The sequence below is a fragment of the Comamonas serinivorans genome, assembly GCF_002158865.1.
Taxonomy (GTDB): domain Bacteria; phylum Pseudomonadota; class Gammaproteobacteria; order Burkholderiales; family Burkholderiaceae_C; genus Comamonas_E; species Comamonas_E serinivorans.
The window spans coordinates 2,388,730-2,402,804 of the sequence record NZ_CP021455.1; the positions used below are offsets into that span (position 1 = coordinate 2,388,730).

At 69.2% G+C, this 14,075-nt stretch carries 13 protein-coding genes; 9 read left to right on the top strand and 4 right to left on the bottom strand.

All coding sequences use genetic code 11. The annotated features are described in order from the left end of the window. Positions 1-213: 213 nt before the first annotated feature. The 3 genes from CCO03_RS10145 to CCO03_RS10155 all read left to right on the top strand — a co-directional run bounded on the left by CCO03_RS10145 (position 214) and on the right by CCO03_RS10155 (position 3,039). Positions 214-909, top strand: a complete 696-nt coding sequence (locus CCO03_RS10145; protein WP_087280665.1) for a TerC family protein — start codon at positions 214-216, stop codon at positions 907-909. A 273-nt stretch (positions 910-1,182) separates the two neighbouring features. Next, positions 1,183-1,887: an IPTL-CTERM sorting domain-containing protein gene (locus CCO03_RS10150; RefSeq protein WP_087280668.1), complete on the top strand. Its 705-nt coding sequence runs from the start codon at positions 1,183-1,185 to the stop codon at positions 1,885-1,887. A gap of 153 nt (positions 1,888-2,040) precedes the next feature. Next, on the top strand, positions 2,041-3,039 hold the full coding sequence (locus CCO03_RS10155) for a tripartite tricarboxylate transporter substrate binding protein (RefSeq protein WP_087280670.1): 999 nt from the start codon (positions 2,041-2,043) through the stop codon (positions 3,037-3,039). Positions 3,040-3,048: 9 nt separating this feature from the next. Here the strand turns inward: CCO03_RS10155 and CCO03_RS10160 are convergent, their stop codons facing one another. The 3 genes from CCO03_RS10160 to CCO03_RS10170 all read right to left on the bottom strand — a co-directional run bounded on the left by CCO03_RS10160 (position 3,049) and on the right by CCO03_RS10170 (position 5,540). Next, the gene (locus CCO03_RS10160; RefSeq protein ID WP_087280673.1) at positions 3,049-3,402 is read right to left on the bottom strand and encodes a DMT family protein; all 354 of its coding nucleotides are present in this window, start codon (positions 3,400-3,402) and stop codon (positions 3,049-3,051) included. Positions 3,403-3,430: 28 nt separating this feature from the next. Next, the gene (locus CCO03_RS10165; RefSeq protein ID WP_087280674.1) at positions 3,431-3,769 is read right to left on the bottom strand and encodes a tRNA-binding protein; all 339 of its coding nucleotides are present in this window, start codon (positions 3,767-3,769) and stop codon (positions 3,431-3,433) included. A 487-nt stretch (positions 3,770-4,256) separates the two neighbouring features. Further along, positions 4,257-5,540 carry a GTP 3',8-cyclase MoaA gene (locus CCO03_RS10170; RefSeq protein WP_236903767.1) on the bottom strand — a complete coding sequence of 428 codons (1,284 nt, stop codon included), beginning with the start codon at positions 5,538-5,540 and terminating at the stop codon, positions 4,257-4,259. A 209-nt stretch (positions 5,541-5,749) separates the two neighbouring features. Here CCO03_RS10170 and CCO03_RS10175 point away from each other — a divergent pair, with 209 nt between their 5' ends. From CCO03_RS10175 to CCO03_RS10200, 6 genes are all read left to right on the top strand, one after another. Then, complete coding sequence (locus CCO03_RS10175) at positions 5,750-6,454, top strand: glutathione S-transferase N-terminal domain-containing protein (protein WP_087280677.1); 705 nt, start codon at positions 5,750-5,752, stop codon at positions 6,452-6,454. A 426-nt stretch (positions 6,455-6,880) separates the two neighbouring features. Beyond that, entirely contained in the window at positions 6,881-7,540 is a 660-nt protein-coding gene (locus CCO03_RS10180; RefSeq protein ID WP_087280680.1) for a DUF937 domain-containing protein, read from the top strand. Between the two features lie 460 nt (positions 7,541-8,000). Beyond that, on the top strand, positions 8,001-9,128 hold the full coding sequence (locus CCO03_RS10185) for an imelysin family protein (RefSeq protein WP_236904123.1): 1,128 nt from the start codon (positions 8,001-8,003) through the stop codon (positions 9,126-9,128). Between the two features lie 56 nt (positions 9,129-9,184). After that, positions 9,185-10,729 carry a di-heme oxidoreductase family protein gene (locus CCO03_RS10190; protein WP_087280686.1) on the top strand — a complete coding sequence of 515 codons (1,545 nt, stop codon included), beginning with the start codon at positions 9,185-9,187 and terminating at the stop codon, positions 10,727-10,729. 134 nt (positions 10,730-10,863) lie between these two features. After that, positions 10,864-12,075: a hypothetical protein gene (locus tag CCO03_RS10195; protein WP_087280689.1), complete on the top strand. Its 1,212-nt coding sequence runs from the start codon at positions 10,864-10,866 to the stop codon at positions 12,073-12,075. A 253-nt stretch (positions 12,076-12,328) separates the two neighbouring features. Continuing rightward, complete coding sequence (locus CCO03_RS10200) at positions 12,329-13,375, top strand: DUF1513 domain-containing protein (protein ID WP_157667627.1); 1,047 nt, start codon at positions 12,329-12,331, stop codon at positions 13,373-13,375. 140 nt (positions 13,376-13,515) lie between these two features. On the opposite strand, the gene CCO03_RS10205 is transcribed toward CCO03_RS10200, so the two are convergent. After that, positions 13,516-14,058: a DUF3885 domain-containing protein gene (locus CCO03_RS10205; protein ID WP_157667628.1), complete on the bottom strand. Its 543-nt coding sequence runs from the start codon at positions 14,056-14,058 to the stop codon at positions 13,516-13,518. Between the last annotated feature and the right edge of the window lie 17 nt (positions 14,059-14,075).

A 14,075-nucleotide genomic window follows, 5' to 3' on the forward strand; every position in this document is an offset into this window, starting at 1 on the left:
CATACCCTTGTGCATTGTGCCGATTGAACCCGCAGTCCAGTCACCTCGACGCGGGCGGGTGTGCGGGCCCGGGCAGGGCGCCGCAGCATCCTCGGTCTGGCCTCGCCCAGGACACACGCGGGAAGGCCGTGTACGCAGAATTACGGCCAGATGACCGTTTGTTTAACCGTAGACTTTCAAGGTTATTCACCTTTTCCGCGCTCGGAGCTTTACATGGACTTCCTTTCACACCCCGACTTCTGGGTCGGGTTGGTCAAGATCATCTGGATCAACATCATCCTGTCGGGTGACAACGCCGTGGTCATCGCCCTCGCGGCGCGTTCGCTGCCGCCCGCGCAGCAGAAGAAGGCCATTGCCTTCGGCTCTGGCGCTGCCGTGGTGCTGCGCATCCTGCTGACGGTGGTGGCCGCCAAGCTGATGGCCTTGTCGTTTGTGCAGATCGTGGGCGGCGCGCTGCTGCTGTGGATTGGTCTGCAGCTGCTGACCGGCGACGAAGGTGATGAGGGCGAATCCAAGGGCACGGGCTCGATGATGGCGGCCATCCGCACCATCTTGATTGCCGACCTGGTGATGAGCCTGGACAACGTGATCGCCGTGGCCGCTGCGGCGCAGGGCAACATGGTGCTGCTCATCGTGGGCCTGGCCATTTCCATTCCGCTGGTGATCTTCGGCTCCACGCTGATGATCAAGCTGATGGAGCGCTTCCCCGTCATCGTCGTGCTGGGCGCGGCCTTGATCGGCTGGGTGGCCGGCGAAACCATCATGAACGACAACATCCTGCATCCGGCCGTGGTGGAACACCCCTCGCTGCACTACATCGCCGCTGCCGCAGGCGCGGTCCTCGTTGTGGGCCTGGGCATGTGGCTCAAAAAGCGTGGCGAAGCCAAGGCCGCGCAGCCCTCGGCCTGACACGGCCTCACAGGCCCTCGACCAAGCCGCCTGCCGGGCGGCTTTTTTCATGGTGAATGGGGTTCAGGGTGATCGCGTGCGGCTGTGGCGGGCGGCGGTGAGTCACGGCCAGGTCAAAGGCGGTTGGCTCAATGAAAAATAATTAAAAAGAATGCGTTTTTGAGCAATTTTTCTCCTATGCTGCCAAATGTTTCTCGGTGGTCGTTGACCACTGCGTTGGTGCATGGGCTTGGCCGACGCGTTCCGTCAACCTTTTATCCAGTGCATCAACCCATGTCCTCCACACGCTTTCCTCGCCTCCTGCTCAGCGCCTTGCTGCTGGCTGCCGCCAGCCACGCTCAGGCTGCTTACACCGTCACTTTCCAACAACAAGGCAGCAACGTGGTGGCCACCGGCTCGGGCAGCTTCACGGTGAGCACGCCCGACTCGGCTGTTGAGCTCCCGCAATCGGGCCTGTTCCAGGGCCGGGGATTGCCAGACTCCAGCAACCAAGCAGGCTTTCTGCTGGGCGATGTCGGCCAGGTGGCGCTGCACTATGGTCAGCTGTCGAGCGCGGTGACCGAGTTGAGCGCGGTGGAAACGCCGTTTTTCGGAACCTCCAGCGGCGGGTTTGCGGGCATGGCTGTGCAATCCAATGGGATCTGCATCTTGGCAACGCCATTCGATTACACCTCTGGTGCGTCGCTCAACAACACCACGACCTGGACCAACACCACCTTGGCCGACATGGGCCTGACCGCCGGCTCGACCCTGACGTTCGAGTGCGATCCGCTGCCGGTGGCGACGGCCCTCAGTGCCGAAGCCCCGTCTGCCAAGGCCGTGACGGCCAACAACGTCATCGTCGTGCGCGTCTTGGCCGCCAGCACAGGCACCACCCAGGCCGTGCCGGCCCTGGGGCCCTTCGGCCTGCTGGCCTTGGGCGCCGCCCTGGGCGGCTGGGGCGTGTTGCGTCGCCGCCGCGCCAACGCCGCGGCCTGATCCGCGTCACCCGCTCGCGCCGCATGGCGCGCTTGCAGACCGCCCTCGTGGGCGGTTTGTTCGTTGGGGGCAGTCCTGTGGCGTGACGCCCCAGGGACATGCACCACCCTGGCGCGCGTTTCCACTGGGCACACAACCACCCGGAGACGCCCCATGACCCGCTTTTCCCTTCAACGCCGTGCCGTGGCGCGCGCCGGCGCCTGCCTGCTGCTGCCGGCCTGGGCCCAGGTTGGCGCGGCGGCCGCCGCCACCTGGCCGGCCAAGCCGGTGCGCATGGTGGTGTCCAGCCCCGCAGGGTCCACGGGCGACGTGATTGCGCGCCTGTTGTGCGACCAGATGACGCGGGCCACGGGCCAGCCCTTCATCGTGGACAACAAGCCTGGCGCCAACAGCTCGATCGGTGCCGCCGAGGTGGCCCGTGCCGCGCCCGATGGCCACACCCTGATGCTGGCCAACACCAGCAGCGTGGTCGTCAACCCGCAGCTGTACAAAAAGCTGCCGTACAGCGACAAAGACTTCACGCCCATCAGCGCCATCGTCGAGGGCCGCTTCATCCTGGCCGTGAACCCGGCCTGGGCGCAGGCGCAAGGCATTGCCACCGCGGCCGATTTCCTGGGCTGGGCCAAGCGCAACCCGGGCCGTGTGCGCTACGGATCAGCCGGCCAGGGCAACCTGGCGCACCTCACCTTCGCCATGCTGAACAACCACGCCGGCATCGTCACCACCCACATCCCCTACAAAGGCAGCGGTCCGGCGCAGAACGCGTTGATGGCCGGCGAGATCGAGGCCATGTTCGACATCCCGAACGCCATCCCGCTGTTCGAGTCCGGCCGGCTCAAGCCCCTGGCCGTCACCGCGCCGCAGCGCATCGCAGCCTTGCCCCAGGTGCCCACGCTGGAGGAGGTGGGGGTTCGCGGCTTCGACGTGACCTACTGGATGGCGGTGCAGGCGCCCGCCCGCACGCCACCGGCCATCGTCGATCAGGTGTATGCGGCGCTGAAGCAGGCGGCCGCCGACCCCAAGACGCGCGCGGGCCTGGCGGTGCAGGGCGATGTCATCGTGATGGCGCCGCAGCCGTTTGCGCAGCGCATCCAGCGCGAGATCGCGCTCTGGGGCGACGTGATCCGGCGCGAAAAGCTGTCGCTGGAGTGAAGCGCGGCCTCAGCCCATGAGCTTGTCGCGGAAGATGAAAAACACCGCGCCCAGGATGCACAGGCCGGCCCACAGGTAATCGAGCTTGAACGGCTCTTTCATGTAGAGCACGGCGAACGGCACGAACAGCGTGAGGGTGATGACCTCTTGCAGGATCTTGAGCTGGCCCAGCGACAGCACCTGGTAGCCGATGCGGTTGGCCGGCACCTGTAGCAGGTACTCGAAGAAGGCCACGCCCCAGCTGATCAGCGCCGCCACGATCCAGGGCTTGCTGCTGAGTTCCTTGAGGTGCGCATACCAGGCGAACGTCATGAACACGTTGCTCAGGCACAGCAGGCCGATGGTGATCGCGATCTTGGGCATGGTGATGCAGTATGGGGTGGTTGCCGATTCACAACAAACGGGTGCCCAGGGGTACTTCGCCCTCGGGAATGCACAGCCGGACCGCACCGTCGGCATCGTGAAACCCGGTCACCAGGCATTCAGACATGAGGGGGCCGATCTGCTTGGGCGGGAAATTCACCACGGCGACGACCAGCCGCCCCACCAGATCCTGGGGCTGGTAGTGCACGGTGATCTGGGCGCTGGACTTGCGCACGCCCAGCTCGGGGCCGAAGTCGACATGCAGGATGTAGGCCGGTTTGCGGGCTTTCTCAAACACATCGGCCTGCAGCACGCGGCCCACGCGCAGCTGCACCTTGCTGAAATCGTCCCAGGTGATGGTGTCCATGGAAAAAGGGAAGGGCGGTGGTGGTCGAAGCGGCGATTGTCGGCCAAAGGATGGCGCCTGCAGCCGGCGCGTGCCATCAAGATGGGCCGGCCGTGGATGGCAGCGGGGAGGGGACGCTGCTGTCCGAACTGGATGGGAGCAAGTCGGCGGCCCCGTCGACCGGTGCGGCACCGGCTGGCCACGATCTTTTCAAACGTGAGGCCCTGGAAAAGTCCAGCGGCGCAGTCGTGCTCTGGCATGCGTGTGGCGGTTGACGGCGGCCTGCCCATGGTGCGCCCAAGTGCCCAGGCGCCGAGTGCGCGGTGGCGCCGCATCCCGCGTGGTGTCGCACGTCGTGCACCACGTCATGGCCGCCGCTCAGCCCACTGTCCTGGGTGAATGGGCCTTGACCCTCAATGGCTGCGCCATGGGGATGATCTTTCTTCAAGGGGTATGGCTTGATTGCCGATTCCGAATCAACGGCAACAACCACATACTCCACAACGAATCAGCCGCCGATGTAGCTCATCTCCACGCGGGCGGGGCCATCGGCCGCGGCCAGGCCGGGCTGGCGCAGGGCCGAGTAGCGGTCGTCCCGCCGTTGCCAGGTCTGGCGAATGCGCTCAGCCAGCTGCCCGTCGTTGGCGCCACCGCGCAGCAGCCCGCCCAGGTCGGTGCCCGTGGCGGCGAACAGGCAGGTGAACAGCTGGCCGTCGGTGGACAGGCGCAGCCGGGTGCAGCCCGCGCAAAAGGCCTGGGTGACGGCGCTGATGAAGCCCAGCTCGCCGAGCTGGGGCTGGTGGTGGCCCTGGGCGTCCACGTGCAGCCAGCGCTCGGCGGTGTCGCGGGGCGTGGCCACCGCATCCCGCGGCGCATCGGGCGACGCCAGGCGCATGGCGTCCGCAGCCTCGAAGACCGGCCCCTCATCGCCGACGGGGCGCAGCGCGAATTCGGCGCGCAGCCGGTCCAGCAACTCGGCGCTGGGCACCACCTGGTCCAGCCGCCAGCCGTTGGTGCTGCCCACGTCCATGTACTCGATGAAGCGCAGCGCCAGGCCCTGGCCCCGGAAGTGGCGCGCCATGGGCAGCACCTGCGCATCGTTCACGCCACGCTGCACCACCATGTTGAGCTTGATGGCCAGGCCGGCGTGCTGAGCGGCTGCGATGCCAGCCAGCACGGCGGACACGGGCTGGTCGGTGTCGGCCATGCGGCGAAACACGGTGTCGTCCAGCGCGTCCAGGCTGATGGTGACGCGCCGCAGCCCGGCCTGGGCCAGGGCTTGCGCCTTGGCGGGCAGCAGCACGCCGTTGGTGGTCAGGCACAGGTCCACCGGCGTGCCCTGCGGGGTTCGCAGCCGGGCCAGCCGGGCGACCAGCTCGGGCAGGTCGCGTCGCAGCAGGGGCTCGCCGCCGGTCAGCCTGAGCTTGTGCACCCCCAGCCGCACGAACACGCGCGCCAGGCGCTCGATCTCGTTGACCGTCAGGTAGGCCGAGCGCGGCAGGTAGCGGTGGTGGTCGAACACCTCGCGCGGCATGCAGTAGCGGCAGCGGAAGTTGCAGCGGTCGGTCACGCTGATGCGCAGCTCGCGCAAGGGCCGGTGGAAGCGGTCCAGCGGCTGGCCCGCGTTGCCGGGCGCGCCGTGCTGGCTGGCAGCGCCTGGCTTCGTGGGCGAGGCGTCCTGGGGATGGCCCACTGCGGCACCCATCGGCATGGCCGGGGCAGGCGCAAGCCCCGCCGGGCGCGTGCGGGCGTTGCGGCGCAAATCGTGCAGGGGCAACCAGGGGCGATCCATGCCCGCATTGTGGCGCGGTGCGCGCAGCGGCGATTCGACGACTCACGCATGAACGGCGGTCCGCAGGGGCGTGCCTGCAGGCTGTGCGGCGGTGAACGGGGCGGCAGGCGGCCCTGACGGCTGTGGTGCCGAACGCCTGCCTTGAGCGGCGTACGGCGCGCGCCGCCACAATGCCCGTTTTCCCAACCGACCCTGAACCCATCCCTGTCATGCCAACCTTGAGCGACTTCCCCATTGGCCAGAAGTGGCCCGCCCAGCACCCCGACCGCCTGCAGCTGTACTCGCTGCCGACACCGAATGGCGTGAAGGTGTCCATCATGCTGGAGGAAACTGGCTTGCCGTATGAGGCGCACCGCGTGGACTTCGCGACCGACGACCAGCTGTCGCCCGAGTTCCTGTCGCTGAATCCCAACAACAAGATCCCCGCCATCCTCGATCCCGATGGTCCGGGCGGCCAGCCCTTGCCGCTGTTCGAATCGGGCGCGATCTTGATGTACCTGGCCGACAAGACCGGCCGCTTTGTGCCGCAGGATGCGGCGGCGCGCTGGCAGACCCTGCAGTGGGTGATGTTCCAGATGGGGGGCGTGGGCCCGATGTTTGGCCAGCTCGGCTTCTTCCACAAGTTCGCCGGCAAGGACTACGAGGACAAGCGCCCGCGCGACCGCTACGTGAACGAGAGCAAGCGCCTGCTGGGCGTGCTCGACAAGCACCTCATCGGCCGCGACTGGGTGATGGGCGACGACTACACGGTGGCCGACATCGCGATCTTTCCGTGGATCCGCAACCTCGTGGGCTTCTACGAGGCGCGCGAGCTGGTGGGGTTCGACGCGTTCAAGCAGGTGGCGCGGGTGCTCGATGCCTTCGTCGCCCGGCCCGCCGTGCAGCGGGGGCTGAACATCCCGGCTGCGCCCTGAGCAGGCGGCTACACCGACGGCCAAGGCGAGGGCTGCTGCGTCGTCGTCCGGCTGGACGACGGTCACACCCTGGTCGCACCGGTGGCGTCGCGCTCAAGCGCCTGGATGCCGAGGACAACGGGATCGTCAGGGCCTCGCGGGGGCCCACCGGACCGAGGGGGCGCAAGGCCGAACCGCACGCGGTGTCCGGGGCCCTGACTTGTTCTGGACACCGCGCAGCCTCGGGGTGTACCTACCTGATGGCCGCCATGAGGCACGGCGGTGACCCAAGCCCATCTTGGCTACAAATGCCGCATTTCCACGCGGCCATGGGGTGCGTCGACGCGCCCGCTTGCGGGCGGGGCGGCGCTGGCCCTACCATCGGCGCCGCAGCACATTTGGGCGGCTGCACCGCTTGATCGTTTCGCCCAGCAAAGGAAATCCGCCATGTCCAACAACTCCCTGGTGAGCGAACTGCTCGCGCAACTCGACGGTGCACCCACGCAGCAGATCGCCCAGCAGCTGGGGGTGGGCGGGCAGGACGCCAACACCGCCATCTCCGCCGCCGTGCCCATGCTGCTGGGCGCGCTCGGCAACAACGCCAGCCAGGCCGGCGGCGCCGATGCGCTGTTCAACGCGCTCACGCGCGACCATGCGCCGGCCGTGAACCCGGCCCTGGGCGGCGTGGACCTGGGGGGGTTGCTGGGCTCGGTCCTCGGCGGCCTGGGCGGCGGTGCGCCGGCCAGCGCGCAGCTCGATGGCGGCAGCATCCTGGGCCATGTCTTTGGCAACGCACAGGACCGCGCGCAGGACGGCCTGGGCCAGGCCACGGGCCTGAACAACGGCCAGGCGGGCCAGCTGCTCAAGATCCTCGCGCCCATCGTCATGGCTTTTCTGGCCAAGCGCGTGATGGCCGGCGGCCTGAACTCGGGCGGCCTGGGCAGCATGCTGGGTCAGGAAACCAACGAGATTCGCCAGGGCGGCTCGGCCGGCGGCAGCCTGGGGGGCGGTTTGCTGGGTGCCGTGCTCGACCAGAACGGCGACGGCAAGCTGGACGTGGGCGACCTGCTCAAGATCGGCGGCAGCCTGCTGGGCGGCCGCCGCTGAGCAGCGAAGCCGGGGCGCCAAGCCGGCCGGGTTGAGCCGTCGCTTGGCCGGCTGCGCTGAACGGCAAGCTGTGCCACCGGGTTCATCGTTCCAGCTACCATGCAAAGGGCCGTCAGGCCCTTTTTCATGGGTATCACGCCACTGCCTTTCATCTTTCATCGACAACCCGGAGATACCCCTTTGAGAGGGACGCTCGGGCACGCGTCTCGATCAGCGAGGCCCACCGAGCCGGCAACCATCCGCCTGCCGCTTTCGGACTGGACGGGCCGGCCGGCGGCTGCACCTTGCGCGAGAACGATTATCATTTTCGGCTCGCTGCTGCGGCGCAACCTGGGTCGAGCGCGGCAAGCCATTGAACAATCCATCGATCGAAGGAAGAGGGTTTATGACGCGTCAAGTCGCACGCCGTGTGGTGCTGGGCGGGCTGTTGGGGGTGGGGCTGGGCCTGGGGCCGGCCGGGATGACGGCGGCGCAGGCGCAGTCGGCGTCCAGTTCGCAGACCGCGACCTCGGCCAAGGCGGTGGCCAGCGGCTATGCCGAGCTGGTGTTCGCCACCTATGGCGACACGCTGGCCGGCGCACGCGACATGCAGGCGGCACTGCTGGCCTTCACGGCCGCCCCGTCGCCGACGACGCTGGAGGCCGCCCGCAAGCGCTGGCTGGCCGCGCGCGAGTTCTATGGCCAGACCGAGGCGTTTCGCTTCTACGGCGGCCCCATCGACGACGACCAGGGCCCCGAGGGCCAGATCAACGCCTGGCCCATGGACGAGTCCTACGTCGACTACGTCGAGGGCAAGCCCAACGCGGGGCTGATCAACAACCCCAAGTTCCAGATCACCAAGGCCAACCTGGCCAAGCAGAATGAGCGCGGGGGCGAGGAGAACATCGCCACAGGCTGGCATGCCATCGAGTTCCTGCTCTGGGGGCAGGACCTGTCGGAAACCGGGCCCGGTGAGCGCTCGTTCGAGGACTACGTGGACGGCAAACGGGCCAACGCCGACCGCCGCCGCACCTACCTGAAGGTGGTGACCGAGCTGCTGATCGACGACCTGGAACAGGTGACGCGGGCCTGGGCGCCGGCGCAGAAGAACTACCGCGCCCGCTTTGAGGCGGGCGGCATGGAGTCGGTGCGCAAGATCATCGTCGGCCTGGGTTCGCTGTCGCGCGGCGAACTGGCGGGCGAGCGCATGGAAGTGGCGCTCAATTCGCAGGACCAGGAAGACGAGCACTCGTGCTTCTCGGACAACACCCACCGCGACATGGTGGCCAACGCCACCGGCATCCAGAACGTGTGGCTGGGCCAATACAAGCGCCGCGACGGCAGCACGCTCCAGGTGGCCTCGCTGGCCGATCTGGTGGGCGTCCGCAACGCCGAACTGGCCAGCAAGACCAGTGCACAGCTCGCGCGCACCGTGGCGGCCACCGAAGCCATCCAGGCCCCGTTTGACCGCGAAATCATCGGCGGCGCGCAGGCGCCGGGTCGTTTGCGCATCCAGGCGGCCGTGGACAGCGCGACCGAGCAGTCCAAGTTGCTGGTCCAGGCGGCCCATGCCATCGGCATCACCCGGTTGACGCTGGTGCAGCCTTGAGGACCTCTGAACGCAGGGGCGGGGCGACGACCAAGACCCGGCCCGTGCCTCGGGGCATGCGCTCGCGGCCCAAGCGTTGGGCGGCGCACCGTCCCCAGGCCCGGCCGGCAGGCTGGGCGCTGGGCCTGTGCGCGGCGGCGGTGCTGGTGGCGGCTTTGCCCTGGGCCTCCCCTGTCAAGCCGGCCGAAGCGGCCGCCGCACAGGGCGGCACCGCCAGCGACCCCAGCGAATACACCGGCGGCCAGACCACGGTGTTCGCCACGGGCAAGAACGCGTTCTCGTTCCCGTTCGCCAACCTGGCGGACGAGGAGCGCACGCGCTTCGTGATCGGCAATTCCTTTTTCAAGCGCAACTGGGTCGAGGCGCCGGCCAGCACCCGGGTGCGCGACGGCCTGGGGCCGCATTTCATCGCGCGCAGCTGTGGCGGCTGCCACGTGATGGATGGGCGCGGTGAGCCGCCCGATTACGCGCGCACGTTGGACCCCGATCCCGAGCCCACGGTGGCGCTGCTCATGCGCCTGTCCGTGCCCGGCCGGGCCGACCCGCGCGTGGGCGTGGTGCCCGAGCCCACCTACGGCGACCAGTTCGGCAACGCCGCGGTGCAGGGCGTGCGGCCCGAAGGGGTGGTCCGCATCCACAGCGAGGTGCTGCGGGGCCACTTTGCCGACGGCACGGCGTATGAACTCATTCAGCCCCGCTACACGCTGACGGACCTGGGCTATGGCCCGCTGGCGCCCGACGTGATGGTGAGCCCGCGCATCGCGCCGCAGGCCATTGGCGTCGGCCTGCTCGAGGCCATTGCCGAAGCCGACATCCTGGCCAACGCCCGCGCGCAGGCCGCGCTGGGCGGGCCCATCCGCGGGCAGGTGAACCGCGTGTGGGACGCCTACGGCCAGCGCGAGGCCGTGGGCCGCTTCGGCTGGAAGGCGAATGCGCCCAGCGTGGCGCACCAGACCTCGCACGCGTTCCTGGGCGACATCGGCATCACCTCGCGCGTGTTTCCGCGCGAGGCCTGCATGCCGGGCCAGGCCGACTGCCTGGCCGCGCCCCATGGCGGCGGCGCGCAACCCGGGTTGACCGCGGCGCAAGCCGGCGCCGACGCGCCCGAGATCGACGACAAGACCCTCGACGACGTGATCTTCTACCAGGCGACGCTGGCGCCGCCCGCCCGCCGCAACCTGCACGACCCCGTGGTCCGCCAGGGCGAAAAGTTGTTCACCGAGGCCCAATGCGCGGTGTGCCACAAGCCCAGCTACGTCACGGGCGAGGGGCCGTTTCCGCGCCTGACCGCCAAGGCCATCGCGGGCCAGCGCATCTGGCCTTACACCGACTTGCTGCTGCACGACATGGGGCCGGCGCTGGCCGACGGCCGGCCCGACTTTCTGGCGAATGGCCAGCAGTGGCGCACGCCGCCGCTGTGGGGCATCGGGCTGCTGCAGGACGTGAACGGCCACCAGCGGCTGCTGCACGACGGGCGTGCCCGCGGGGTGCTCGAAGCCATCCTCTGGCACGGTGGCGAGGCCGAGGCCGCCAAGCAGCGCGTGCTGACCCTGAGTGCCCAGGACCGCGACGCCCTGGTCAAGTTCGTGGAGTCCCTGTGATGCGATTGAATCCATCAGAATTAGCAGTATGGCGCCATTCCCGTTTCATGAAAAACGGAGGCTGCACCATACTGCCTCCTCATACCACCTCGCTTCGGCGAACTGGCGCCCGCCTGACCGGCCCGGCGGCCTGGGTGCTGGCGGGCCTGCTGGCCGGCGGACCCGCGCTGGCCCAAGGCGCGGAGTCGGCCACGCCGGATGGCGCAGGCGACACGCCCATGCCGTACTACAGCGCGTCCCAGGTGCTGGGCAGCTTGTACGGCCGCCACCTGCCCGGGCGCGCAGCAGCGTTTGCGCAGGCGGCCCAGACGCAGGAACAGGCGCTGGTGCGCTTTTGTGCCGGTGGCCACGCCGGCGCAGGCCAGGCGGCAGAGGCCTTGCGAGGCCCCTGGCGGCAGGCCCTGGACGCATGGCTGCAGCTGTCCACCCCCAGCCTGGGGCCGCTGGTGGTGCGGCGCTCGCTGCGGCAGATCGACTTCACGCCGATTCGCCCGCAGCTGATTGAGCGCGCACTGCAAAAAGCCCCCCAAACGCCAGCCGACATGGAGCTGGTCGGCACACCGGCCAAGGGCTTTGGCGCCCTGGACTGGCTGCTGGCCCAAGGGCTGCAGCCCGCCACGCCGGCCTGCGCGTTTGCCGCGCAGGTGGCGCGCGCCATCACGGCCGAGGCGAGCGCACTGCAGGCCGATCTGTCGGCCACGCCAGCCAAGGCCTGGGACAACCCAGGCACCGGCGAGGAGGGCGAGGCGGATCCCGACCAGGCAGCCCGGGCCGCGCAAGCAACCAGCGAGGCCATGGCCGAGTGGGTCAACCAGTGGCTGGGCGCGCTGGAGCGCCTGCGCTGGGCCCAGATGGACAAGCCGATCCAGGCCGCCGAGGGTTCGGGCAAGCCGCCAGCGTTGGCCCGCCAGCGGCTGGCCGACAACCTGGCCGATTGGCAGATGCAGTGGCAGGCCTTGAAGGCGCAGGCCGTGCTCACGCCCGCGCAGCGCCGCACACCGCCTGTGCCGGGCCAGTCGCTCATCCCCATCGAGGCCTTGCTGCTGAGCAAGGGCCACATCGCGCTGGCCGCGCGCTGGCGCCAGCGCGTGGAAGCCGCCGACGCGGCCCTGCACCGCCTGCAGTCGGCAGGTGCGCCAGACAGCCGTTCGACTGGCCGGAAGGCCAACCAGGCAGCGCGACCATCGGCCAATCCGGCGGCGAATCAGATGGGGTGGACGCCGCCGTTGCAGCGCGAGGTGGTGGCCGCGGCCGCCCGGCTCAAGGTCGTCACCGCGCTGTACCAGGCCGAGGTGGCACCGGCGCTCGACATCCCGCTGGGCTTCAGCGATGCCGACGGGGACTGAGGTGGCCGCTCAGGTCTTCGTTGCTGCCGGCATGAGCAGCGCGGAGCCATCGCCGGCCCAGGCCCTGGACGCGCCGGACGGTGCGCGTCGGCGTTTGCTGCGCTGGGCGGTTTTGGGTGGCATGGGTGGCGCATGGAGTATGGGGTCGTTGGCGTTTTCTGTTCATCGGGAAAGGCTTGATACTGCCAACGAAACTCGCCCCCATCCACACGCCACACTCGCCGCCGTCTGGCAAGACCAGGGGGGCGATGGCTTGACACAGGATTGGGCCGGCCTGCTGCACATCGATGAACGCGGTGGGGAATGGGCCTGGCGCCTGGGCGCCCGCCTGAAGCTGCCCACGCGTGGCCACGGCGTGCAGCGCCTGCCTGACGGGCAGCTGGTGTTCGTGGCACGCCGCCCCGGCGATTGGCTGGTTCGCTGGCAGCCGGCCACCGGCCAGGCTGAGTGGGCCTGGATGGACGAGGACCGCTGTTTCAACGGCCATGTGATGCTCGCCAGCGCGGCGACGGCTGTCGCCCTGGGTCAGCCGCACGGTGTGCTGCTGACCACTGAAACCGACCTGGAGGACAGCCAGGGCTGCATTGGCCTGCGCAGCGCGCAGGGCCTGGCCAAGCTGGCCGAATGGCGCACGCACGGCATGGACCCGCATGAGCTGATCGTGCTGCCCGCTGCCGTGGGGCCATACCCTGCGGGCACGCTCATCGTGGCCAATGGCGGCATTCCCACCCAAAGCGAGACCGGCCGCAGCAAGAAGTGGCTCGATCGCATGGACCCCTCGCTGGTGGCCCTGCATCCGCACGATGGTCGGCTGCTGGGGCAGTGGCGGTTGCCGGACCCGCGCCTGTCCATCCGTCACCTGGCCTGGGATGGCGAGCGGCAGCGCCTGGGCATTGCCCTGCAGGCCGAGCACGATGGTCCTCAGCGGCAGCAGGCGCCCATTTTTGCGCTCTGGGACGGGCGCGCGCTGCGGCTGGCGCAAGGCCAGCCCGAGCTGGCGGGCTACGGCGGCAGCGTGGAGCGGGCCCCGGGCGACGCGGGTGGCTTCGTCGTCAGTTGCCCCAAGTCCGACTGCACGGCGTGGTTCGATGCACAAGGCCGCTTTGTGCGGACGGTGGCGCAGCGCGACGTCTGTCCGTTGGCCGTGCAGGGCAACCGACTGTGGAGTGGCGGCGGCCACGGCATGGCGGCCAGCCGGCCGATCGGCGAAGCGCTCACGCCCATCGGCAGCCAGTTTGCGGTGCCGGGGCAGGACGGGGTGCATGCGCTGCAGTTCGACAACCACTGGCGGCTGGCCTGAGACCAGCGCGTGCCCAGCCCTGGCGCTTGGGTGTCGGTCTTGTGCAGGTGCCGCGCGTGGGCGATGGGGGCCGCATTCAGGTCATCCGCGCCGCCTCGCGGGCCACCGCTTGAACGCGTTTCGCCCGAGATCGACGCCCCTCAGAGCCCACTGGGATGGGGCGACAGCCAATCGGCAAACCGCGCCAAGCCATGTGCGCGTTGGGCGCCATCCACGCAGATCAGGTCGGCTCCGCCAGCGTAGGGCGCATACACGCACCCGCGCGCCAGGTCGGCCCACAGCATGGGGCCTGCGCGTTCTGCCAGCACAGCGGCGATGGCCTCGTCGTGGGCGTGCGGCAGCCACCGCGTCTGCCGCGCGCGCAGCGCTTCAGCCCACTCTTCGGTGTGCAGCATCGGGCGCACCCAGCCGCGCTCGCCAGCTTGCTGAACCGTGCAGACCTCGATCCGCCACACCGCATGCGCCTCGCCCAACAGCCAGGCGGCGACGGCGTTGTGACGTGCCAGCGCCTCGGTCCAGTCGCCGGGCGTCTCGGGGTGGCGGCGCGCCTGCGGCAGATGGTGCACGCGCAGCCAGCGCTGCGGCAGGGCGTGTCGCAGCTGGTGACCCAAGGGCGGCACGGCCCCGAAGTGGTGTCGCCAAGCGACATGCAGCGCGTCGACCTTGGCGCGGGTGGGGCTCATGCGGGCAGGAAACGTCT